The organism is Actinomadura meridiana (assembly GCF_039537545.1).
In the GTDB taxonomy this organism is placed as follows: Bacteria; Actinomycetota; Actinomycetes; order Streptosporangiales; family Streptosporangiaceae; genus Spirillospora; species Spirillospora meridiana.
This window is the reverse complement of the sequence record NZ_BAABAS010000006.1, coordinates 668,507-689,458: the sequence shown is the minus strand read 5'-3', so window position 1 is coordinate 689,458 and position 20,952 is coordinate 668,507. Positions and strand designations below refer to the sequence as shown.

The 20,952-nt window shown below is 66.4% G+C and carries 16 protein-coding genes and 2 tRNA genes; 10 read left to right on the top strand and 8 right to left on the bottom strand.

Annotated elements, in window-relative coordinates; all coding sequences use genetic code 11:
• Nucleotides 1–190: 190 nt before the first annotated feature.
• Both ABD808_RS16200 and ABD808_RS16195 read right to left on the bottom strand, forming a co-directional pair.
• Nucleotides 191–424, bottom strand: a complete 234-nt coding sequence (locus ABD808_RS16200) for a DUF397 domain-containing protein (RefSeq protein WP_344896982.1) — start codon at nucleotides 422–424, stop codon at nucleotides 191–193.
• Nucleotides 393–1,271, bottom strand: a complete 879-nt coding sequence (locus tag ABD808_RS16195) for a helix-turn-helix domain-containing protein (protein ID WP_344896979.1) — start codon at nucleotides 1,269–1,271, stop codon at nucleotides 393–395. Before ABD808_RS16195 ends, ABD808_RS16200 begins: the two co-directional genes overlap by 32 nt.
• A gap of 250 nt (nucleotides 1,272–1,521) precedes the next feature.
• Here ABD808_RS16195 and ABD808_RS16190 point away from each other — a divergent pair, with 250 nt between their 5' ends.
• Entirely contained in the window at nucleotides 1,522–1,809 is a 288-nt protein-coding gene (locus tag ABD808_RS16190; RefSeq protein WP_344896977.1) for a hypothetical protein, read from the top strand.
• Between the two features lie 981 nt (nucleotides 1,810–2,790).
• Here the strand turns inward: ABD808_RS16190 and ABD808_RS16185 are convergent.
• From ABD808_RS16185 to ABD808_RS16175, 3 genes are all read right to left on the bottom strand, one after another.
• Nucleotides 2,791–3,750: an ATP-binding protein gene (locus ABD808_RS16185; protein ID WP_344896974.1), complete on the bottom strand. Its 960-nt coding sequence runs from the start codon at nucleotides 3,748–3,750 to the stop codon at nucleotides 2,791–2,793.
• A gap of 338 nt (nucleotides 3,751–4,088) precedes the next feature.
• On the bottom strand, nucleotides 4,089–6,095 hold the full coding sequence (locus tag ABD808_RS16180) for an AAA family ATPase (protein WP_344896972.1): 2,007 nt from the start codon (nucleotides 6,093–6,095) through the stop codon (nucleotides 4,089–4,091).
• 344 nt (nucleotides 6,096–6,439) lie between these two features.
• Entirely contained in the window at nucleotides 6,440–7,327 is an 888-nt protein-coding gene (locus ABD808_RS16175) for a TrmH family RNA methyltransferase (protein ID WP_344896969.1), read from the bottom strand.
• 202 nt (nucleotides 7,328–7,529) lie between these two features.
• Between ABD808_RS16175 and ABD808_RS16170 the strand changes: the two genes are divergently transcribed.
• The 4 genes from ABD808_RS16170 to ABD808_RS16155 all read left to right on the top strand — a co-directional run bounded on the left by ABD808_RS16170 (nucleotide 7,530) and on the right by ABD808_RS16155 (nucleotide 14,514).
• Nucleotides 7,530–9,815 (top strand): substrate-binding domain-containing protein, encoded by a 2,286-nt coding sequence (locus tag ABD808_RS16170; RefSeq protein ID WP_344896966.1) that lies wholly within the window; start codon nucleotides 7,530–7,532, stop codon nucleotides 9,813–9,815.
• Nucleotides 9,816–10,178: 363 nt separating this feature from the next.
• Entirely contained in the window at nucleotides 10,179–11,702 is a 1,524-nt protein-coding gene (locus ABD808_RS16165) for an RNA polymerase sigma factor (RefSeq protein ID WP_344896961.1), read from the top strand.
• A 209-nt stretch (nucleotides 11,703–11,911) separates the two neighbouring features.
• A complete protein-coding gene (locus ABD808_RS16160; RefSeq protein WP_344896958.1) occupies nucleotides 11,912–13,369 on the top strand; it encodes an RNA polymerase sigma factor in 1,458 nt (485 codons plus the stop codon).
• Nucleotides 13,370–13,875: 506 nt separating this feature from the next.
• Nucleotides 13,876–14,514, top strand: coding sequence for a hypothetical protein (locus ABD808_RS16155; RefSeq protein WP_344896955.1), 639 nt, complete (start codon nucleotides 13,876–13,878; stop codon nucleotides 14,512–14,514).
• Here ABD808_RS16155 and pdxR read toward each other — a convergent pair.
• On the bottom strand, nucleotides 14,497–15,900 hold the full coding sequence (gene pdxR, locus ABD808_RS16150) for a MocR-like pyridoxine biosynthesis transcription factor PdxR (RefSeq protein WP_425548930.1): 1,404 nt from the start codon (nucleotides 15,898–15,900) through the stop codon (nucleotides 14,497–14,499). The genes ABD808_RS16155 and pdxR overlap by 18 nt on opposite strands.
• 70 nt (nucleotides 15,901–15,970) lie before the next feature.
• Between pdxR and ABD808_RS16145 the strand changes: the two genes are divergently transcribed.
• From ABD808_RS16145 to ABD808_RS16125, 5 genes are all read left to right on the top strand, one after another.
• A complete protein-coding gene (locus tag ABD808_RS16145; protein ID WP_344896952.1) occupies nucleotides 15,971–16,621 on the top strand; it encodes a pyridoxamine 5'-phosphate oxidase family protein in 651 nt (216 codons plus the stop codon).
• A 52-nt stretch (nucleotides 16,622–16,673) separates the two neighbouring features.
• Nucleotides 16,674–17,270: an oligoribonuclease gene (orn, locus tag ABD808_RS16140; protein ID WP_344896950.1), complete on the top strand. Its 597-nt coding sequence runs from the start codon at nucleotides 16,674–16,676 to the stop codon at nucleotides 17,268–17,270.
• A 55-nt stretch (nucleotides 17,271–17,325) separates the two neighbouring features.
• Nucleotides 17,326–17,398: transfer RNA gene (locus tag ABD808_RS16135), tRNA-His, on the top strand.
• Nucleotides 17,399–17,514: 116 nt separating this feature from the next.
• Nucleotides 17,515–18,084 carry a response regulator transcription factor gene (locus tag ABD808_RS16130; RefSeq protein ID WP_344896947.1) on the top strand — a complete coding sequence of 190 codons (570 nt, stop codon included), beginning with the start codon at nucleotides 17,515–17,517 and terminating at the stop codon, nucleotides 18,082–18,084.
• A gap of 70 nt (nucleotides 18,085–18,154) precedes the next feature.
• A tRNA-Lys gene (locus ABD808_RS16125) sits at nucleotides 18,155–18,227 on the top strand.
• Between the two features lie 348 nt (nucleotides 18,228–18,575).
• On the opposite strand, the gene ABD808_RS16120 is transcribed toward ABD808_RS16125, so the two are convergent.
• On the bottom strand, nucleotides 18,576–20,249 hold the full coding sequence (locus ABD808_RS16120) for an Hsp70 family protein (protein WP_344896944.1): 1,674 nt from the start codon (nucleotides 20,247–20,249) through the stop codon (nucleotides 18,576–18,578).
• Nucleotides 20,242–20,907 carry a hypothetical protein gene (locus ABD808_RS16115; RefSeq protein WP_344896941.1) on the bottom strand — a complete coding sequence of 222 codons (666 nt, stop codon included), beginning with the start codon at nucleotides 20,905–20,907 and terminating at the stop codon, nucleotides 20,242–20,244. The genes ABD808_RS16120 and ABD808_RS16115 overlap by 8 nt, the downstream gene beginning before the upstream one ends.
• Nucleotides 20,908–20,952: the final 45 nt, after the last annotated feature.

The window sequence follows — 20,952 nt, the reverse complement described above, 5'->3', positions numbered from 1 at the left end:
TTGCCTGCGAGTGATCCGGAACTGGACATGGTTGATGCCACCCCATTCGTTGCGAATTGGGCATCATCACCGGTTGAGTGGAAATAGTTCCGGAATGGGACAAGGGGCCCGACGCTTGTCAGGGCCCCTTGTAGGTGGCAAGACCGCAAGACACGCGGATACCTAGAAACCCGGATGTTGCCGATCGACCTCAGTGGAGGTCCAAGGCACCGCGCTTGATCTCGTCGAGCGTGGCCCGCCAAGTCTCGGACTTGAAGAGCAGCACGGGTCCATCTGGGTTCCTGGAGTCGCGGACCAGCGACATCCCGGCAAACGCGCCAACCTCAACGCACTGACCACCACCGTTGCCGCTGTAGCTACTCGTGCGCCACCTGAGGTGGCTAACCGGTGATTCAGGTGTCCCCTGTGTGCCCTTCTGTTTCATCAGGCATCTCCCTAGTCACTTGACGGATCAACGCGATACTGTCGGGGGGACTCAGCGCTGATCCACGGAGGCGTTCGAGTACTACGTTACCGTGTGCGGTTTCCTCCGGCCTCTCGTAGTACTGACATCCCATGAAGTGCTCTACGTATAGCACATCGGGATAGTCTGCGAAGTTCAGGAGCGTGAAAGGTCCATCTGAAGCGACATGGTTCGTCGACAGATAGGGAGCAATCTGAAGTTCTACGTTCGACAGTTCTCCGAGTTTGATCAGGTGATGCAGTTGGTCACGCATGACGCGATTGTCACCGATGACGCGCCTCAACGCCCCTTCTTCGATGATCTGACGAACATGCAGCGCTCTTTCCGAGTTGGTAAGCCGTTCTTGCCGGGCGAGACGGGCCTCCACGGCGCGATCAATCTCCTCGGACGTCCTCAGAATGGCTGAAGTATGGAAGACTGCTCGCGCGTACGCTGCCGTCTGGAATAGGCCGGGGATAAGGTGGACATCGTGTGACTGGTACTGATCGGCTTCTGACTCAAACTCAAGGTAGTCGCTGAATCCGTTTTTCAGTACCGATAGGTATGTGTGCCACCATCCTTGCTTCTTAGCCTCTCGTGCGAGGGTGATCAGAGCTGTGCGTCGGGCACCGGCGATCTCGTATGCCTCGCACAGCTCCATCACCTCGCCTACCGTCACGCGTGCCTTTGCGGTCTCGACTCGGCTGATCTTGGCTTGTGTCCAGCCGAGCAGCTCAGCAGCCGTCCCGCCGGTGAGACCACATCTCTCGCGTGCTTGCCGTAGCTCCCTAGCCAGCCTGCGACCTCGGATCGTCGGCACGTACGCCATCGGCCCGTCCTCTAAAAAATGTTGCTCAACATATTGCATGAACCTCGTATACGAGGCTAGCGTACCTCGTATACGAGGTTGACGGAGCGTCCTTGGATGATCACTTTCGGTGTCTGGATGCTGGCCTGACCTCGATCGGGGTGCGTCTTCGCCCAGCGCGCCCTGGGGCGGTCTGTGCTCCGTGCCCGTGCCCCCTGTGGCACGGAGCACAGTCCACAAACCAAGAGGAGCAACCAAACCGGGAGTGCGGATGACTGTCGAAAGACCGCACGTGAGCGGTTCGCTCAACCTGAGCGAGGCGAGTCACGTCGCAACAATGACGCCGGATGAGCGGTTCGTCGAAGCCCTCTACAACCAAGCCGTAGTGAACGTGTACGAGGCTTGGACGCGCGGCGTTTCATGGGTCTCGCGCGCCGAAGTCGCACGCGCTACGCGCGTGGTCAGTGCGGCGCGGCGGAACCTAGCGATTCTGGGCGAGATGCATGAGGGCGCCGAACCATCGCGCGTTGTCCGCTGGAACTGGGACCGTGCGGCATGAGTGACCCCACACCCCGATCGGAACCGGCTGCGAACGAGCTCGACCTGACGGGCGACGTCGACACCGTCAAGGCCCGACTTCGCGAAGCATTTCCGCGCTGGTCGATCATTCAGTCCGACCAGGGCCGATGGTGGGCAACGCGCGGTCCGCTGACCCGAGAGGACATCAATCGGCAGGCTTCCGTGGACGCTGCCTCTCCTCAGGACCTCGCCGAGGAGATTCGGAAGGTGTCCCGTGGCGGCTGACCATACGAACGGCGGGCGCCCTCGCAGGGTGCCCGCCTACAGCCTCCTCGCGAGACTCCAGACAACGCTAGACGAACGGGGGTTCGTAACCAGGCTTGGCGCGTCGAACATTATCGTGATCGCGTCTGGAGACGGACCACGGCTGGCAGACACGGTGACGTGCAGGGCACGGTCTGCTGTCGATGGCGGCATGTGGTTCTGGTCGTCCTTAGGCGAGCCGATCGCTCCAGCAGAGGAGGTGACTAGCGCAGCCGCCATCATCGGCGGATATCTGAAGGCTTTCTCACACGATGCCGAACGCTGTCCGCTGTGGTGCGGAGGTGGCCATACTGACCCGGACGAGCACGCCGGAACAGTCTTCACCGTTCAGCCTGCCGGACCCGTCCCCTCCGGCGAGTCACGCCCGGGGGACTTGCTCTTAGCACTGCGCCAAGATCCTGGCACCGGCCCGCAAGTCGTCCTGTCCCACGAGGACCGGCCCGAGGAATACCCGCTCGCTCCGGCTGAGGCACGCAAGCTCGCCGAGCATCTGACCGCTCTGGCAGTCAGCGCCGAGGCCGCACCAACCAGCCGATAACTGTCTGACCCGCAGACTTCAACGAATTGGGGCAGGAGAAACGGAGCCCGCACGGGCAGCATCTTGCCCGTCCCGTCCGTCTGATACCGAACCTTCACCCGGAATGTAGCAGGGTAGGCCGATGACTAACGGCCTACCCTGCTACTCGCTTCTGTGGTCTCAGGCTACGGTGAGTGCACCCGGACCCATTGCGAAATCAGGGTCGATCTGCTGTGACAGATCCACTCCAACGCTGCGATTCCCCCAACTCTCCGCGTTTTTGATGTGGAACTCAACGGCTTGCCGGGAGAACTTCTCCCAATCCTTGGGTTGAGCGTCTACCTCCTCTTGAAGCCGCCGCAGAACTTGACGGGCAGCGTCGTCGAGCGCATCGAGATTGAACGGGAACCCCTGCTCCATCGCTCGAATTGCCGACTGGTGCCCCATGCAGGTCAAGAGGTCGTCCCCCACCTGATCGCGTAGGAACGTCTCGTCATCAGCCGTCTGAACCTTGTTTCCCACGACTGAGATATTGACCCCATAATCTCGTGCATGGTCGGTGTACTGCTGGTAGACAGCAACGCCCTTCCTGGTCGGCTCTACGACGAGGAACATCATGTCGAAGCGCGTGAAGAGTCCCGACGCGAACGTGTCCGCCCCTGCCGTCATGTCCACTACGACGTACTCTCCAGGGCCGTCGACGAGGTGATTGAGGTACAGCTCAACCGCTCCGGTCTTGCCGTGATAGCAAGACACCCCAAGGTCCTTGTCATCGAACTGGCCAGCGGCCATGAAGGTCACGTCGCCGAGTCGACGCGAGAAGGCATGGACCGGATCGTCATCACCGATCCGTAGGAGCCTGGAACCGCGCCCTGGTGGCGTGGTCTTCACCATCTGCGCTGCGGATGGGATCCGAGGGTTCTCACCCCTGAGGTACTCCTTGATCACGTCGAGGTGGGCCCCCAGCGCCGGGACGCTCGCCACAGCCTCATCGCTAAGCCCCAGGGCCGCGCCGAGGTGCTGATTGATGTCCGCATCGATCGCGACCACAGGCAACCCCTCCGCCACCAGATGCCGAATGAACAGCGATGACGTGGTGGTCTTCCCGCTACCGCCCTTACCCACGAACGCAACCTTCACAAATCCCCCATCCTGGAGATGAAAACCATTGTCGACCTGTTAGATCATGCCACTTCATTGAAGATCGACTCAAGTACGCCACACTCGAATCTCCACGACTACGCCTCTGACTACAGGGCATATGTGACGCCTTGCCTTGCTTTGCCAGTAAATGGATGGAATGGGCAGAATGCGCCCAATGGGAGAAAAAGGACGGATGATAGAGGCGACTACTCTTAGTGCCAGATCGACAGGTCCGGTCGAAGAAACTTCAATTCAGGCACTGAAAATTTCGGGCACTGCCGACGGGCTTCTGCCACTGTTGAGAGTCCCTGCGTCAACCGATAGAGAGGTGATGCTCAGTCCGCCATAAAATTCTTGAGGGTTTCCACCAAGACCTGGGGTGGTTTCATGACACGCGCAATAGATTCACAGTCTATTTGCTTGTTGTACTTGCAGCCCAAATGCTTCACCCAAAGCTTTTCAAGCAAATCGGCGCCAGGGACGAGATTTAGCCAATCGCGCTCCCAATTAGCCTCAAGGTCATCACTATTGCGTTTCCAGGATTCAAGGATACGCTGGCGCAATTGAGGCTCACTAGGAAGTCGATCTAGCACAAAGGAAATCAGAGTCCCGCTATCCGCATTCTCTTTCGCCAGTTTAGCTTTCAGGCGGTTGTCCACGTAACGCAGGGGTTCAAGATCCCAAATTGTGCGTTTGAGAATAATTGCCTGTTTAAGGCCGTTGGCAACTTCTCGGGAATCTTGAGCAAGCGACTCAGCGTTCAGCCTCGGCTCGTTCTTTCCCCGCCGACTATTCATTACTATCGCGATGGCATCAAAGTTTAGCAGGAGATTCTCTAGCTCGCGTACCGGAAGTACGCAGACACTTGTGGCTTCCTCAAGCTTTTCGAGTAGTCTCTTCGGCAACTCGTCGCGATCACGAACATAAAGCAGCTTTCGTTGCTCAAGTTGATCAGCTAGATTCAGCCAGCTTTGAAGCATGCCGGTATGACGTGCGTTGTCTCCACCCTCACCTGATATTAGCGCCACCCTTGGACTACGGACAACGTCTGGGAACCATATATCCAAAACGGCTTGTTCACTTGGGCCTTCGACGATAAGAATTCGGTCTGCCGATAGGACATCACTTAGTCTCACTCCAAGGTCTTTAAGCAGGCTGACACGTTCAGTCGTTACTTCGCTAATTGTCGACCTATAGCCGCTTCTGCTAACTGAAAACACTCTGGCTCCACTTCCGGACCAGTCGAGCATAGCTGGAGAATGTGTCGAAGCAACAAACAGGCGATTCCTCGACCATTGACGCAACTGTGCCAGCAATGCTCGCTGAGCAGCGGGATGAAGCCCCGTCTCGGGCTCCTCAATCAGCACAACTCGTGCGTCTTGGGTCAGGCCAACCACCAGAGTCATGAGAAGTTGTTCAACTCCGGTGCCGAGATCTTTTAGATTGAGGTAAAAATCTTGAACAAGTCTGTCTGGATCGCCCCGCCTGTATTCGAATTTACTCAACACTTCGAAGTTGTTGCCATTGATGGGGGTCATGAGCTGACCAATACCCGGGACAATGCTCTCCAGGAGTCTATTCAATTCCCTCCATTTTTCTGGCCAATTGGTGCTCATATGCAAGAGTACTGCTTGCAAGTTGGTTCCGTCGTTTGCCAGATTCGGCGCTATCCCTGTAGTTTGTCCAATTCGATATGGGCTTTGCCGCAAAGGAGTGAAATGAAAATATGCCGCTCGAAAATCAAACAAGACTTGTGCGGCAGTCGCCAAGCCTCCCCTACTATTTTTTAGAGCCTCTAGGAGAGAATTACCAGACGATCCGATCGGCAACTTCGCCAGTTCCGCATAGCCGTCCGTCGCACTCCATTTGTGGAGTTTTTCATTGGCCGCAACAACAGTTACTAGGTGCTTCCCTTCGGGTTGCACAGCGGCGACTACTACGCTTTCGTCTTCCTCTTCAATTGGCCAGGCCACGCGCAAAGTCGTTTCGACCATGACACCATCAACGTAAGAATATTCCCATTCAATCCACCGGACAACCCCGGTCAGCAACCGCTGAGTATGAGGCGAGGAGAGGTCTCGAACAAATGGAAGCCCCAGCAAGCCCAACCGCTCTTTTTGGCTCAGCTCAAATCGAGCGCGCACCTTTGGACTCCCCTTAAGGCCGTGCGGCAAGTTTGGTGGTGTCGCGCCAACACCAACTACATCAAGAGCTGACAGTAGAGCGCTTTTTCCAGCATTGTTAGGACCCGCCACCAAGATAAGCCCCGACGACTCAAGAGGGATTAGTGCTTCACGGTAGGCACGGAAATCTTCAATCCATACACTTCTAAGCTTGGCCACCAAGTAATCGTATGACAAGAAGTTGCCCAGTGCACAGTTTTCCTAAAGGTAGGGTCGGTAGCACACAGGAGGTGGCAGGCGATGGGCGGCGGCTGCGGCGTTGAGGGAGTCGACCCCGGCCTGATCCTGAACCTTCGTCAGGGTCATCGTCACCCAACGCGACGGCTACTTGAGCGACAGGAACGGTCGGCCCCCTCGGTTTCCATCACCGGTTCCCAGACGAGTGGTGCCCCTGCCAGATGGCAGCACCCTGCGTTCTCGACGGGCCTTGGTCTCGGTCGACAGCTCACAGCACGTGTTCGTGGCATGGTGACATAGCGGAGACTAATCCGGCGTCGCCGCTGCTATCGCATAAGGGTGTGGCAGGCGATGGCGGCTGCTGCGGTGACGTTGAGGGAGTCGACTCCGGCGGACATGGCGTCTGGACTCATGGGGATGCACACAGCCTCGTCCGCCTCGCCTAGCCAGTGGGACGAGAGGCCGTCGCCCTCCGAGCCCAGCATGAGGGCAACGCGGTCGCCCCTCGATGCCCTATATATAGGTGTGGCCGTCTGGTCGGGAGTGAGGGCCAGGAGGGTGAAGCCAGCGGTGCGGAGTTTGGCCAGGTCATCGTGCCGGTTGGTCATGCGGGCGTAGGGGATCGCGAAGACCGCGCCCATGGACACCTTGACCGCGCGGCGGTAGAGGGGATCGGCGCACCTCGGGGACAGGATGATCGCGTCTATCCCGAGCGCTGCGGCACACCTATATATAGAGCCCACGTTCGCGTGGTCGACAAGATCCTCTAGGACGAGGATGCGCCGAGGTGTCTGTGTGTGTTGCACAGGGACGTCTACGTTGGTGTGGTCGACGATGTCCTCGCAGACGATGACGCGGCGGGCACCGGTGAGGACGGCGTCCACGGTGGGGAGCGGGAGGCGTTCGAGGGACGCCAGCGCGCCGCGGTGCACCGGGAACCCGGTGATCGACTCCAGTACGGCCTCGTCGGCGATGTAGACGGGCGCGTCCAGGCCGTCCAGGACGTCGGCGAGCGGCTCGGACCAGCGCTTGGCCATCAGCAGGGACCGGACGGGGTGACCGGCGGCGACCGCGCGGCGGATCACCTTCTCCCCCTCGGCGAGGAAGAGGCCGTGTTCGGCCTCCAGGCTTCTGCGCAGGTTCACGTCGCGGAGCCGCACATAGTCGGCGAGGCGCGGATCGGCGGGGTCGGAGACGGGAACCAGGCTGGCCATCCCCCAAGTCTCCCGCAGCGGCCGGGTCGTGCCGGACCGGACCTTCCTTGATCGAATAACGGAGCGGCCACGGTGCCGTGATCGTCCCGCAAAGCGCTGATGACCTGCGTCATTATCACCTTTGAGTTCTTTGTAACCTCTACTCGTACTACTACAGTGCCGAGAAATATCGGCTGGTTTCGGGTGAATCGAGGGCAGGGGCATGAGCGGACGTCGCGACGGCTTCCCCGAGGGGGCGGACGAGGGGGGCCACGACCCGTCCACGCCCGTCTTCGGCCCCGCCAACGACGGGTCCTCCGACTGGTTCGGGACGAGGGACGGCCAGGGCCCGCAACCCCCGCCGAGCCAGCCGCCGACGGGCCCGTCCCCGCCGAACCCGGCCCCGTATCCGTCCGCGCCGTCCGGTGCGACACCGGAGTGGTTCACGCCGATGGCGTCGGGCGAGCAGCCCGTGTACGGCTCCGGCGGGTACGAGCCCGGTGGATACGAACCTGGTGGATACGAGCCTGGCGGGTATCCGATCTACGGGCCGGGAAGCGAAGAGACGGCGGCGCCCGCGGGACGGCAGGGTCCGCCGCCGCCCGAGCGTCCGCCGCCGCCCGCTCCGACGACCTATGGCGAGTACGACCCCATCGGTGGGTCCGGTGGCTACGGGGCGTACGGCGGTGGCGGCAGCGGTGGCGGTGGCAGCGGCGGGTCGGGCGGTCATGGTGGCGGTTCGGGCGGGTCCGGTGGTTACGAGTACGGGCGGCGCAGGCGCAAGCGCAGCGTGACCGCGCTGATCGGGCCGATGGCGGGGGCCGTGGGGCTGGCGGTGCTCCTCGGCGTCGGCGTGTACGCCTTCGCGGAGAGCGGGGGCGGCTGCGCGGGCAGCGACGCGATCAACCTGACCGTCGCGGCGGCGCCGGACATCGCGCCGGTCGTGCGGAAGGCCGCCGTACGCTTCAACGACAGCAGGCGCGTGGCGGACGGCAGGTGCGTCAAGGCCACGGTGAAGAGCGCGGAGCCGTCGGCGGTGTCGACGCTGCTGTCGGGGCAGAGCGTCGCGAACTCGTCCAACGAGCGTCCCGACGTGTGGATCCCCGACTCCTCGCTCTGGCTCTCGATGGCCCGGCCGAGCGGCGGCGGCGGGAACGACGGCGCCGCCCTGTCCGCCGGGACGTCGGTCGCGTCCAGCCCGATCGTCGTCGGGCTGCCGCGGACGCTGGCGTCACAGCTGAAGCAGCAGGGCATCACCGCCACCCCGTCCTGGGACAACCTGCTCAAGGCGGCGGGCGGCGTCGCGGGCGGGGCGGTGACCAAGAACCAGATGATCCCGGCGGGGACGGTGCGGCTGATCGTGCCCGACCCGACGCGGAACGCGGCGGGCATGGGCTCGCTGATGATCACCAGCACGCTGCTGGCCAACGACCCGAACCGGGACGCGATCTTCACCGGCATCGTCCGCACCGTCCGGGAGAGCACCGTCTCCTCGGTGAAGGACGAGTTCGCGCAGTTCCGCCGGGACCGCACCGGGAAGCAGCCGATCTCGCTGTCGTCCGAGCAGGCGCTGTGGAGCTACAACCGGGGCGGGCCGGAGGAACCCGCGGTCGCGCTGTATCCGCTCGAAGGCACGCTGTCGATGGACTACCCGTTCACCGTCGCCACCGAGGACGCGTCCAAGCAAGCGGGTGCGCGCCTGCTGGAGAAGGCGATGACGACCGAGGCCACGCGCGGCGACGTCCTCGCGCAGGGGTTCCGCACACCGGACGGCAAGGCGCCGAACGGTTTCGGCGAGAAGACCGGGGTCAACCCGGCCCGGCCACGGCGGCTTCCGGCGCCGAAGGGCGCGGACGTGTCGAGGACCATGCAGGCCTGGTCGAAGCTGACGCTCGGCCTGCGCATGCTCACGCTGATCGACGTGTCCGGGTCGATGGCCGAACAGGTCGGGCCGAACGTGAACCGGTTGCAGGCCATCGCGCAGGTGTCGCAGGGAGGGCTGAGCATGATGTCGAACGACACCGAGCTCGGTCAATGGCTGTTCTCGACGAACATGAACGGCGACGAACCGTACAAGGAAGTCGTGCCGATGGGGCCGCTCGGCGAGCGCGTCGGGTCGAACACGCGGCGTCAGCTCGTCCTGTCGACGCTGAACCAGATGCGGCCGAAGCCGAACGGCGACACGGGCCTGTACCGGACGATGCTGGCCGCGTACCGGATGATGAACGACACCTACAAACCGGAGTTCGGCAACTCGATCCTGCTGCTGACGGACGGGAAGAACGACGACCCGGGCGGCCCGACGCTCCAGGCGACCCTGAAGCAGCTCAAGGAGGCGCAGGACCCGAACAAGCCGATCCAGGTCAACATGATCGGGTTCGGCAAGGGCGTGGACCGGGGTGAGCTGGAGCAGATCGCCCAGGTCACGGGTGGCAGCGTGCAGATCGCCATGACCCCCGGCGAGATCCAGAGGATCTTCCTGCGGATGCTGTCGCGCCGCATCCAGTGAGATCCAGGGAGAATGCCCCGAACGTCCGATTTTGTGATCATCCGACCGCGCCAGGTAGTTCCTGATTTTTCCCTTCGATCCGTGTCAACCGGGCGCGGCGGTCGATCGTCAATCTAGGTGGAGGCCCGACGGGGAGCGGGGCCGTCGGGCCTCCGACCCGCTTCCCCCCGGTCCCGTACACGGGGAGAGCGAACCGTCCTCATTCCCGGAGGGCCGGCGGGCACGAGATCCGCGGCGCACCGGATGGGACGGTTCTCGGGCCGCAGGCCAGAAGCCGCGGCCGGGAAGCGCGTTGCTCCCCATCGGATCTTCAAGCCCGTCCCTGACGCGCGAGGATTCTGACTCAGCCCGCAGGAGGACCTTGTGTCCGGATGGCCCAATCTCGATCGTGCCGACGACGAGCGCCTGGCCCGGTCGCTGGCCGCAGGCGATCCAAGCGCCCTCATCCAGGTCATGGATCGTTACGCGGCACGTATGTACGACTACTGTCACGCGCTGTTGCGCGATCAGGAACAGGCGGCCGGGGCGTTGCACGACGCGCTCATCGCCGCCTACGCGCACGTGTCCCTCCTCCGCGAACCGGACCGGTTCCGCAGTTGGTTGTACGCGCTCGTCCGCAACGAATGCACGCGACGGCTGCGCAGCCCGCGCCGTCCGACCGAACGCCATGAGGCCCCCGAAGTCGAGGACGGTTTCCTCGACGAGGCGGAGCTGGCGCAGCGGCGCGAAACCCGCCAATTCGTGCACGGTGCCCTGGCCGGCCTTCGCGGACGTGAACGTGAGTCCCTCGATCTCATGATGCGGCACGGCCTGGACGTCGTGGAGATCGGCGGCGTCCTCGGGATGAACGCCGAGGCCGCGACGGATCTGACGAGCGAGGCCCGCGTCCGGCTCGACGACGCGCTCGCCGCCGCCTCCATCGCGCGCAACGGGCGCGACTGCCCGAGCGTCTCCGCGCTCGCCGACGACGGCGGCTGGCCGCTGCCGGGGCCGACGATCCGCAAGCTCGTCCACCACATCGAGACATGCCCGACCTGCATCGCGCGGCGCGACCGCACGCTGTCGGCGGCGCGGCTGCTCCAGGTGCTGCCGGTCGCGATGATGCCGACCGACCTGCGCGGGCTGGTCATGGTCACCGCGACGGACCCCTCGCTCGCGTCCGACCGCGCGGGGATCGCGCGGCGGGCCGAGCCGTTCGACACCTGGGGCTGGCCCGTCATCGTCGACTCGACGGCCTCGCTCGCCTCGTCCGGACGGGGCGCCTCGCGGGCGGTGTTCCCGGTCCTGGCCGCCGTCGCCGCCGTCATCGTGATCGTGGCGGGGGCGTACTACGTCATGTCCGACTCGCCCGCGACCTCGCCGATCGCGGAGGGCACGCAGGGCGACCCGTCGTTGCCCGCACCCGAGTCGGGCCTGCCGAGCGGCGAGACCGAGGTGCCGTCGCAGTCGCCGACGTCCTCGAAGAGCGGCAGCCCGACGCCGTCGCGGAGCACGTCGTCCCCGGCGACGCCGACGACGCCGACACACCGCACGAAGGCGCCGACGCCCAGCACCTCGCAGCCGCAGCAGACCGGGCCCGGAACCCTGAAGGTGGACTTCTCACGGTGCCGGGAGCTCGGCCCCGGCGACACCTGCCGGTTCCAGGTGAGGGCGGTCGGCGGGCCGGTCGAAGCCTGGTTGGTGTCGGTCCCGCCGCCCCTCTACGGCAACAGTGGCGGCATGATTCCCAATGGCGGGACGGTCACCGCGGTGGTCACCCTTCCCACTGACTGCGACGGCCCGGATTCCGGGTCCGGGCGCGTGACCTTCCTTCCCGGCGAGCAGACGGCGGACGTCACCTGGCGGTGCCCGGGAAGCGGGACCCCCAACAACGGAGAGCCGAATTAGACGTGTCCCAGATCACATTTTCGGTCCGGAGGGCCCGTCTCACTAGGAGAGACGGCCACGGCGTGTACCGCCATGGTCACTGATATCCACTCATAAGGGAGAAATCTCAGCGGCTTGGTGGCAAGATCAGGCAACCAAGAGTGGGCCGACCGTCGTCGGCGCCCACGGGGGCATGATCGAAAACACCGAGTTCGACTGGGAGGGTTCCCGTGGCCGGAGAGCCAGGGCCCGGCCGGGACGACGACCTCAGGCTCGCGAACGCGCTGCGGGCCGGGGACGTCATCGCGCTGACCGAGGTCTACGACACCTACGCGCCGTTCCTCTACGACTACTGCCATGGGCTGCTCCGCGACCGGGTGGAGGCCGCCGGGGCGCTGCGCAACGTCGTGATCGCCGCCCGCGAGCACGTCGACCGGCTCACCGAGCCGGACCGGCTGCGCGGCTGGCTGTACGCGATCGCCCGCAAGGAGTGCATGCGCCGCCGCGACAGCCCGAACCGGCACACCGGGCAGGAGGCGCCCGAGGCCGACGACGAGCTGACCGACGAGCAGCTCGCCCGCCGCGAGGAGCGGCGGCTGCTCGCGCACAGCGCGCTCGCCGCGCTGAACGGGCGGCAGCGCGAGGCGATCGACCTGTCGGTGCGGCACGAGCTGGACGAGGTCGACCTGTCCGGCGTCTTCGGCATGCCGCTGGAAGAGACGCTCGCGCTGGTGGAGCGTGCCCGCGAGGACCTCGCCGCCGCGCTGCACGCCGCCCTCATCGCGCAGAACCACTGGAAGGACTGCCCGAGCGTCTCCGCGCTGACCGAGTCGTGGCCGCTGTCCCCGCAGACGTCGGCGTCGCTCGTCCGGCATGTCGCGAGCTGCCCGGTGTGCGGCGAGCGCGAGACGCCGCCGCTGCCCGCCGACCGGCTGCTGTCCGTCCTGCCGATCGCGGCGATCCCCGCCGACCTGCGGCTGGACGTGCTGACCGCCGCCACCGCCGAGGACCGCGCGGGGAACCGCCGCGCCATCGCCGCGTGGACCGAGCCATTCGACGAGTACGGGTGGCCGCTCCCCTACGAGCCGTCGCCCGCGCGCTCCCGCGACCGCTCCCCGCGCCGCCGCGGCCCGCTGATCGGCGCGGTCGTCGTGGCCGTCGGCGCGGTGGCGCTGTTCGTCGGGGCGATGTCGTGGCTCGGCGGCGGCGACGCCTCGAACAGCGCGGCGAACGACCCGACGGCGCCGGGCAGCGGAGCGAGTTCGAGCGGCGCGGAGGCGTCGCCGACCGACCCGTCGCCCACGGTCAGCCTGCCGACGCCGTCCCAGTCGAAGACGCCGTCGAAGTCACCGTCCAAGTCGCCGTCGAAGTCGCCGACCACCAAGGCGCCGCCGCCCGACACCGACACGCCCCAACCGCCGAAGCCCGGCAGCCTCAGCGTGAGCGGGTGCGACATGGGCCGGAGCGACTCCTGCCCGATCACGATCACGGCGGTCGGCGGCCCCGTGAACTGGCGTGTGACCGGCACGTCCGGGCCCGTCCAGGCGGGTGGGGCCGGGCATCTCGCCGCGGGGCAGACCGCCACGGTGACAGTGTCGCGCGACGAGCCGACCATCTGCCTGGGCCGTCAGAGCGGATCCGTCTCCGTGTCGCCCGGTCGGTCCGGGTCGGTGGCCTACTACTGCTGAGCTGCGGCTTCGCGCGTCCTTGACGAGGGGTGCGGTCCGATTCGGACCGCACCCCTTGTTCTGTCCTGTCACGTGCTGGTTCGTGCTGTCTGTGACACATCGGCCACTTCCGGCCGACTTACAGGAAGGCTTCACCTGGTCTCCAGAGTAGGCTCTGACCTGCGGAAACATGGGGAAGGCCAGTACCGGCCGGACGGTGCCCCGAGAATCTCTCAGGAAAAGGGGGATGCCAGGTGGATTCGAGAGACACCCGGGGTACGCATCTGCGACGACACCCGAGCAGAGTGGTCTCTACCCGGCGCGGAGGTCAATAGCCGTCATAACCGGCCCATGACGGCGAGCTGGACTCTTGCGGTCCCGCCGGGCCAGCGACGAGGACTAGACCATTCGGGGGCTAGACCGCCCGATTGGGGGGACGCACCGTGGCAGACGCATGGCTGCCGAGAGCCGGTCGCATGCCGGCGAGACAGGACGGCGGGGCTCTGGGAGGGGGCGCTCCACGAGCCGTGTGGTGTGCCGACGAATACGATCCGCGCACCGTCTCCGCCCGCTCGGTGGCCGCCGACCTGATCAAGGAGGATCGGCCGTCGCACCTGGTCTGGCATCCCGGCACCGGCGAGATCGTCCAGCTGCTGCCCGCCACCCGCGCCGCCCGGCTGCTCGGTGACCGCGTCGGCCGCGAGGGCCGGGTCTGCATGCAGATCATGGTGGTGGGGCAGTCCCGGGTGCCGTTCACGGGGGCGCCGCTCACCGGCATCGAGGCGATCGTCCAGTGGCTGGACGCCTGGGGCGTCGCGCGCCGCTGGCCCGCCGGGCCGCCGCTGCCGTCGCCGCAGTCCTACCACACGAGCCGTAGCCGCAAGGAGTGGGCGCGCGGCGGGCACTACGGGGCGTCGCAGGTGCCGCTCGTCGACCGTCCCGACCCGGGCGGCATCGACATCCGCCGCATCACCGGGCCGGACACCCCGGTCGCGCCCTTCCCGAAACCCCGCACGCTCCACCCGGACGCCGCGCCCGCGTCGCGCCGCGTCCCGCGCAACGCCGAACCCGTGCGCTCGCCGCAGGGTGACGCGCCGCCGCCCCCCGCACGGATCCAGCCCGTCGCCGAACCCGTCTCGGTCGGCCGGTCAGCGATGTCCAACTGACTCGGCGACCTCCCGTACCGTCTCCCGTACGACCGTCCGGACGATCTCGCAGCCGGTCCGGAGCTCCGCCGCGCTCGCTGCCGTGCCGTACCCGATGACCAGGCCCGACTCCCGGCACGGCCCCATGTGGTGCCGGTCCAGGGTCTCCACCAGGACGCCGCGTTCCGCCGCCACCCGCACGACTTGTTCGGCCACCGCCGCCGGGACGTCCACGACGAGATGCAGCCCCGCCGTGTCGCCGCGCAGGGGCAGCCCGTCCAGCGCCCGGACGACCACGTCCCGGCGCCGCGCGTACTCCCCGCGCATCCGCCGCACATGACGGTCGAGATCGCCGCGTTCGAGCAGGCGCCGCAGCGCGTCCTGCGGGACGACCGCCGTCCGGTCGTTGAGGCTCTCCCGGCGCGCCGCGACCTCCGCCACCAGCTCGGGCCGCGCCACCAGCCAGCCGACCCCCATGTCCGCCGTGAGGATCTTCGCCGTCGTGCCGAGCAGGACGACCACGTCCGGGTCCAGGCCGTAGAGCGCGGGCAGCGGCGCCACGTCGTAGCGGAACTCGCCGTCGTAGTCGTCCTCCGCGATGATCGCCCCGGAGCGCCGCGCCCACGCCACCAGCGCCCGCCGCCTCGGGACGGGAAGCACGCCGCCCATCGGGTACTGGTGCGACGGCGTCGTGTAGACCAGCCGCAGATCGTCCGGCAGGCCGTCGACGACCAGGCCCTGCTCGTCGACCGGGCACGGCACCACCGTGGCGCCCCGTCCCGCCAGGACCACGTGCGCACGCCGGTAGCCGGGCTCCTCCACCCCGACCCGGTCGCCCGGACGCAGCACCGTCGCGGCCAGCAGGTCGAGCCCGTTCGTCGCGCCGCGCGTGATCAGGAGCCCGTCCACCGGACACACCACGCCCCGGCTGCGCCGGACGTAGTCGGCCAGCGCGACCCGCAGCCCCGGCAGGCCGTGCGGATCCTGGCGCTGCTGGGGCGGCAGCCGGGACGCGAGCCGCCACGCCCGCCGCCACGCCGGGGTGTCGAGCGCCCCGACCCAGGCCAGCCCCGGCTTCAGGTCGATCACGTGCGGGGCCGTCGGCGCGGCCGGCCGCGCCTCCACCGGTCGCGGCCTGGCCGGGCGCGGGGCGGCGACGCCGTCGGTCACGAACGTCCCCGACCCGTGGCGGCCCTCCAGCCAGCCCTCCGCGTACAGCTGCTCGTACGCCCCCGTCACCACCGTCCGGCTGACACCGAGCAGCTCCGCGAGCGCCCTGCTCGCGGGCAGCCGCTCCCCCGCCGCCAGCCGCCCCTCCCCCATCGCCGCCCGCAACTGGCGGACGATCTGGGCGCTCAACGGCTCGTCCCCGTCCCGGTCGACGGCGAGGGGCAGGTCGATCGACAAAGTGGTCTCCCGCTATGTGCCGTGAGTGGCTCTTCCGACCAGGCCACTTCCCTTTCTAGCGTAAACGGCCATGACCACACTCTCCTCGACGCCCAGGACCCGGCTCGGCAGGCACCCCGAACGCGGCTCCGACGACCGCGCCGCCCTCCACGAGATCCTCGACGACGGCATGATCTGCCACCTCGGAATCGTCGTGGACGGCACCCCGCGCGTCCTGCCCACCGCCTACGGACGCCTGGACGACACGCTCTACATCCACGGCTCCACCGGAGCGACCAGCCTGCGGGACGGGCCGTCCCAGGACGTCTGCGTCACCGTCACCCACCTGGACGGCCTCATCATCGCCCGGTCGCTGTTCCACCACTCCATCAACTACCGCAGCGCCGTCATCTTCGGCACGCCCCGCCTGGTGGACGACCCCGACGAGAAGCTGGCCGGTCTCCGCGCCGTCGTCGAGAACCTGACCCCCGGCCAATGGGACACGGCCCGCCAACCCACCCGCAAGGAAATGGCCGCGACCTCCGTCCTGGCCCTTTCCCTGGACGAGGCGTCCGTCAAGATCCGCCAGGGCGGCCCCAGTGACGATGACGAGGACTACGCGCTCGATGTCTGGGCCGGTACGCTGCCCGTCCGGCAGACGATCGGCACTCCCTCGCCCGACCCCGTCCTGCGTCCGGGAATCGCCGTCCCCAAGCACATCGCCCGCCGTGTGACCAGTTAATTCGTTCCAACTTGGTGACCCACGCGGCCGTACATGGTCGTAGGGTGAACACATGAACGAGCGGTTGTGCTGGATCGACTGTGAAATGACCGGGCTCGACCTCCGCAACGACGCGCTGATCGAGATAGCCGCCCTGGTCACCGACAGCGAACTCACCATCCTCGACGAGGGCGTCGACGTCGTCATCAAGCCCCCGCCCGAGGCGCTCGCGCAGATGACACAGGTCGTCCGGGACATGCACACGACCTCCGGCCTCCTCGAAGCGCTCCCGTCCGGGATCACTCTCGCCGAGGCCGAGGACGTCGTCCTCAACTACATCAAGGGCCACGTCAAGGACGCCAACAAGACGCCCCTGTGCGGCAACTCCATCGCCACCGACCGCTCGTTCCTCGCCCGCGACATGCCCGCGCTCGACGCCCACCTGCACTACCGCATGGTGGACGTCTCGTCCATCAAGGAACTCGCCCGCCGCTGGTACCCGCGCGCCTACTTCGCCAGCCCCGAGAAGAAGGGCGGCCACCGTGCCCTCGCCGACATCACCGAGAGCATCCAGGAACTGCGCTACTACCGCGCGGCCGTCTTCGTCCCGCAGCCCGGCCCCGACTCCGAGACCGCGCGCGCCGTCGCCGCCCGGATCACCTCAGGCTGACCCAGCCTCACGGAACCGCTACACTACAGAAAGCCGGGTCTCGACCCCGGCCACGGTGGGTGTAGCTCAGCTGGTAGAGCACTTGGTTGTGGTCCAAGATGTCGCGGGTTCAAGTCCCGTCACTCACCCTCGTCGCAAGGGCCCCGGTCATCTGGCCGGGGCCCTTTCACGTGGCGGACGCATCGACTCCAGAAGATCGGCCCGTTATGCTCCGACCCTATACATGCCAACCCAAGGGCAACGGATGACTGTCGACGAGACCGCCCCACTGCGTGTCCTCGTGGTGGACGGTGACCCCCAGGTCCGCGCTGACGTGACCTCCCTGCTCGACGCCAGCGACGAGCTCCACGTCATCGGCCAGACCCCGGACCCCACCGCTGCTCTCTCCCTGGCCGCACGCCTGCGCCCCGACATCGTGCTGCTGGACGCCGCGTCCGCCGGGCACGCCACCCCGCTCAGCCACACGTCCCGCGTCTTCGTCCTCGCCGGACACGACCACCCCGCCGTCCAGGACGCCCTCCGCGCCGGCGCCTGCGGGCACCTCGTCCCCGGCGCCTTCACCGTCCCCGACCTCATCCGCAGCGTCCGCGACGCGTCCCGCACCTCCCTCGGCCTGTCCGCCCGCGAGTCCGAGGTCATGGACCTCATCGCCACCGGCCGCTCCAACGGCGAGATCGCCCGCCAGCTCTTCCTCAGCGAGAAGACCGTCAAGAACCACGTCAACCGCATCTACTCCAAGCTCGGCGTCAGCTCCCGAGCCACCGCCATCGCCCTCTGGCGCGGCATGGTCAGCGTCCTCCCGGCCCGCGACTAAACCGATTCGCACAGGTCCGACGCTCCTGATACTGTTCTTCCTGTCGCAAGGGCCAGAGGCCCACCGACACGCGCCGTTAGCTCAATTGGCAGAGCAGCGGACTCTTAATCCGCGGGTTCGGGGTTCAAGTCCCTGACGGCGCACTCGCCTCCTCCTGTTCGCAGCCCTTTGGGGCTGCTTCCCGGCGTTCTGCCTTTCCCTTGGGGGGACGACCCCCCAAACCCCCCGATCTGGGGTCTCCCCCAGACCCCTCGGGGGGCCTCTTTTCGGGGTAATCAATGGGGCCGCGTATTCAGGTTGTGGTCTCACGGACAAAGCGATGTTGGACCCGAAGCGTAGAGCGATGCGGCCCTGGAATGGGTGTTCCATGGCGGGAGTGAGAGGCAGTGACTTTCTGGGACGTGGCGCAGTAGCGGGGCGGATGACTGTGCTTCTGTGGGCCGTTGCTCGCGGGTGCGCTTGCCGGGGTACGTGCCGGCACGGTGGCCGGGCTAGCCGTTCACCCTGATTCCCTGGGCGCGTGCCGTGGCCAGGCGCAGCTCCTCCTCTGACAGGCCACGGTCGGTCTTGATGACCGCGGAGATCTCCGTACTCGGGTCGGCCACGTCCTGGCCCGTGACCTTGAGGCGCCCGTCGGCCTCCAGCTCGAAGGTGATGTCGACCGGGGAGCCGCCGGGCAGGCCCCTGCTCAGCTTCAGTGTCGCCTTGCCGATCGGCCGGCCCTCGGCGAGCGGCACGGTGACGTCACCGCTGGAGTTCTCCATGACACGGATGTCGACCCTCGACTGGCCGGCTGTGACCGTGGCGTACGTCCGGGTCTTGCTGGCCGGCACCGGGTCCTGCGCCACCACCAGGTTGGAGATGACCTCCTGATCCCTGCCCTCGCTGTCGCTGAGCACGACGATGCCGAAGCTGTGGCTGGCCACGTTGGTCACCTCCATCTTGTCGAACTTCTCCACGTCCTCGTCGCGCAGCCCGGCCTGCGCGGCGACCTCCCCGACGGCCTGCTTCTTCACCTCGCTGGGCACCTGTTCGTCATCGGCCCCGGCGTCCGGCGCACCCATGATCTTGGCGATCTCGACCTTGATCCGCTCGCCGATCATGAGCTTCTGCCCGTAGACCGCCGCCCCCTTCGCCACCGACTGGTCCGGGTCGTACGACTGCGGCGTCACTCCGAACACCTCGTTGAGGCGGGCGGCGACCTGGGGCATCTTGGTCGACCCGCCGACCAGGAGCAGCTTGTCGAACGAGCCGATGCCGCGCTCCGCGGCCACGCCGATGACCGTCCTGGTGTACTCCACGGTGCGTTCGAGCAGGTGTGCGGTCAGCTCATCGAACTTCTCCCGCGTCAAGGGGACCGCGACGCGGTGACCGGCGTGACTGGCCATGATCCTGGCCTCCGCCCGAGCGCTGAGCGACCGTTTGCCGTCCTCCGCGTGCTGCCACAGGTCTTGCAGGGTCTCCTCGGAGTCTCTCGGGTCCTCCGCGGAATCGGTGTCCTGCTGCCACCGTTCGGCGAGGTAGTTCACCACGGCCTCGTCCCAGTCGCGCCCGCCCAGCCGGTGGTCGCCGCCGGTGGCGACGACGCGGACCGAGCCGTCCCTGACCTCGATCATCGTCACGTCGAACGTGCCGCCGCCCAGGTCGTACACCAGGACCGTCTGGTCGCTGTCGTTGTGCATTCCGAACGCGATCGCCGCCGCGGTCGGCTCGTTGAGCACCGCCTGGACGTCCAGCCCCGCGATCTTGCCGGCCTTGGCGGTCGCCTCGCGCTCGGAGATCCCAAAATAGGCCGGGCAAGTGATCACGACCTTCTCGACCTCCGCCGCGAGCAGGGCTTCGGCGTCGGCGGCGAGCTTGCGAAGGATGTAGGAGGAGATCTCTTCGGCCGTGTAATCCTGCTCGAAGATGGGGAACCGCCAATTGGCCACGCCCATCTGCCGTTTGACCATCGAGACGACCCGATCGGCGTACATGACGGCGGCGTTCTTCGCTTCCTTCCCGACGACCCGGGTCTCCGTGTCGTCGAAAAGCACCACCGACGGTGTGGTCAGATCGCCTTCCGCGTTCGCGACGACGATCGGCTTGCCGGATGCTTCGTCGATGTAGGCGATGCACGAGTGGGTGGTGCCGAGGTCGATACCGAATATCGTGGAGTCACTCATTACCGGGTTCCCCTCTGGTGGTCGGAGCCGCGTCCGGTTCCTCCGCATTTGGCGCGTATCGGTAGGCGACCACCCATTCCGGTCGCAGCACTTTCCCGGCCTCGTACTCGAAACCGGCTCGGAGCCTGCCCCGGATGGTCCGGTCGAGTTTCTCGTCACTGGTCGGGGCCGTGCGAATGACCCGCTGTCGCGCCCGGTCGACCTCGTGCGAGTCGACGGAGAACTTGGACACGCCGTTACGTGCCAGCGTCTCGAGCACGTCGTCCTTGAACGACGCGAGCTCCGGCGCCGCGGTGCCGGAGGCCTCCACGCCGCAGAGATCGTCGTACATGGAGATGAGGTCGGTGAACAACGGCTGGAGCAGCCGGAGATGCAGGCCCGCGCGCAGATCCTGCAATTCCTCGTGCATACTCGCGATCTGCCGTTCCTTCACCTCGTCGTAACGGATCTTGGCGGCGAACTCCGCCCGGAGGTCGGCGATTTCGGCGGTCAGCCGCTCGGTGAGCGAGATGAGGTGCCGCTTTTCGCTGATCGCGGCGCCGTCCTCGAAAATGTCCGGTCCGGCGTCCGGTTCGTCGTCGATTGGCGCCGGCCCTCCTTCCTGACCGGTTTCGGCCATGTTCGCTTCCGCCGGGCACTGCTTATCCTCGGACGGCACGCCTAACCTCCCGCTGACCAAGCGAACGACTGAACTCACTCCATT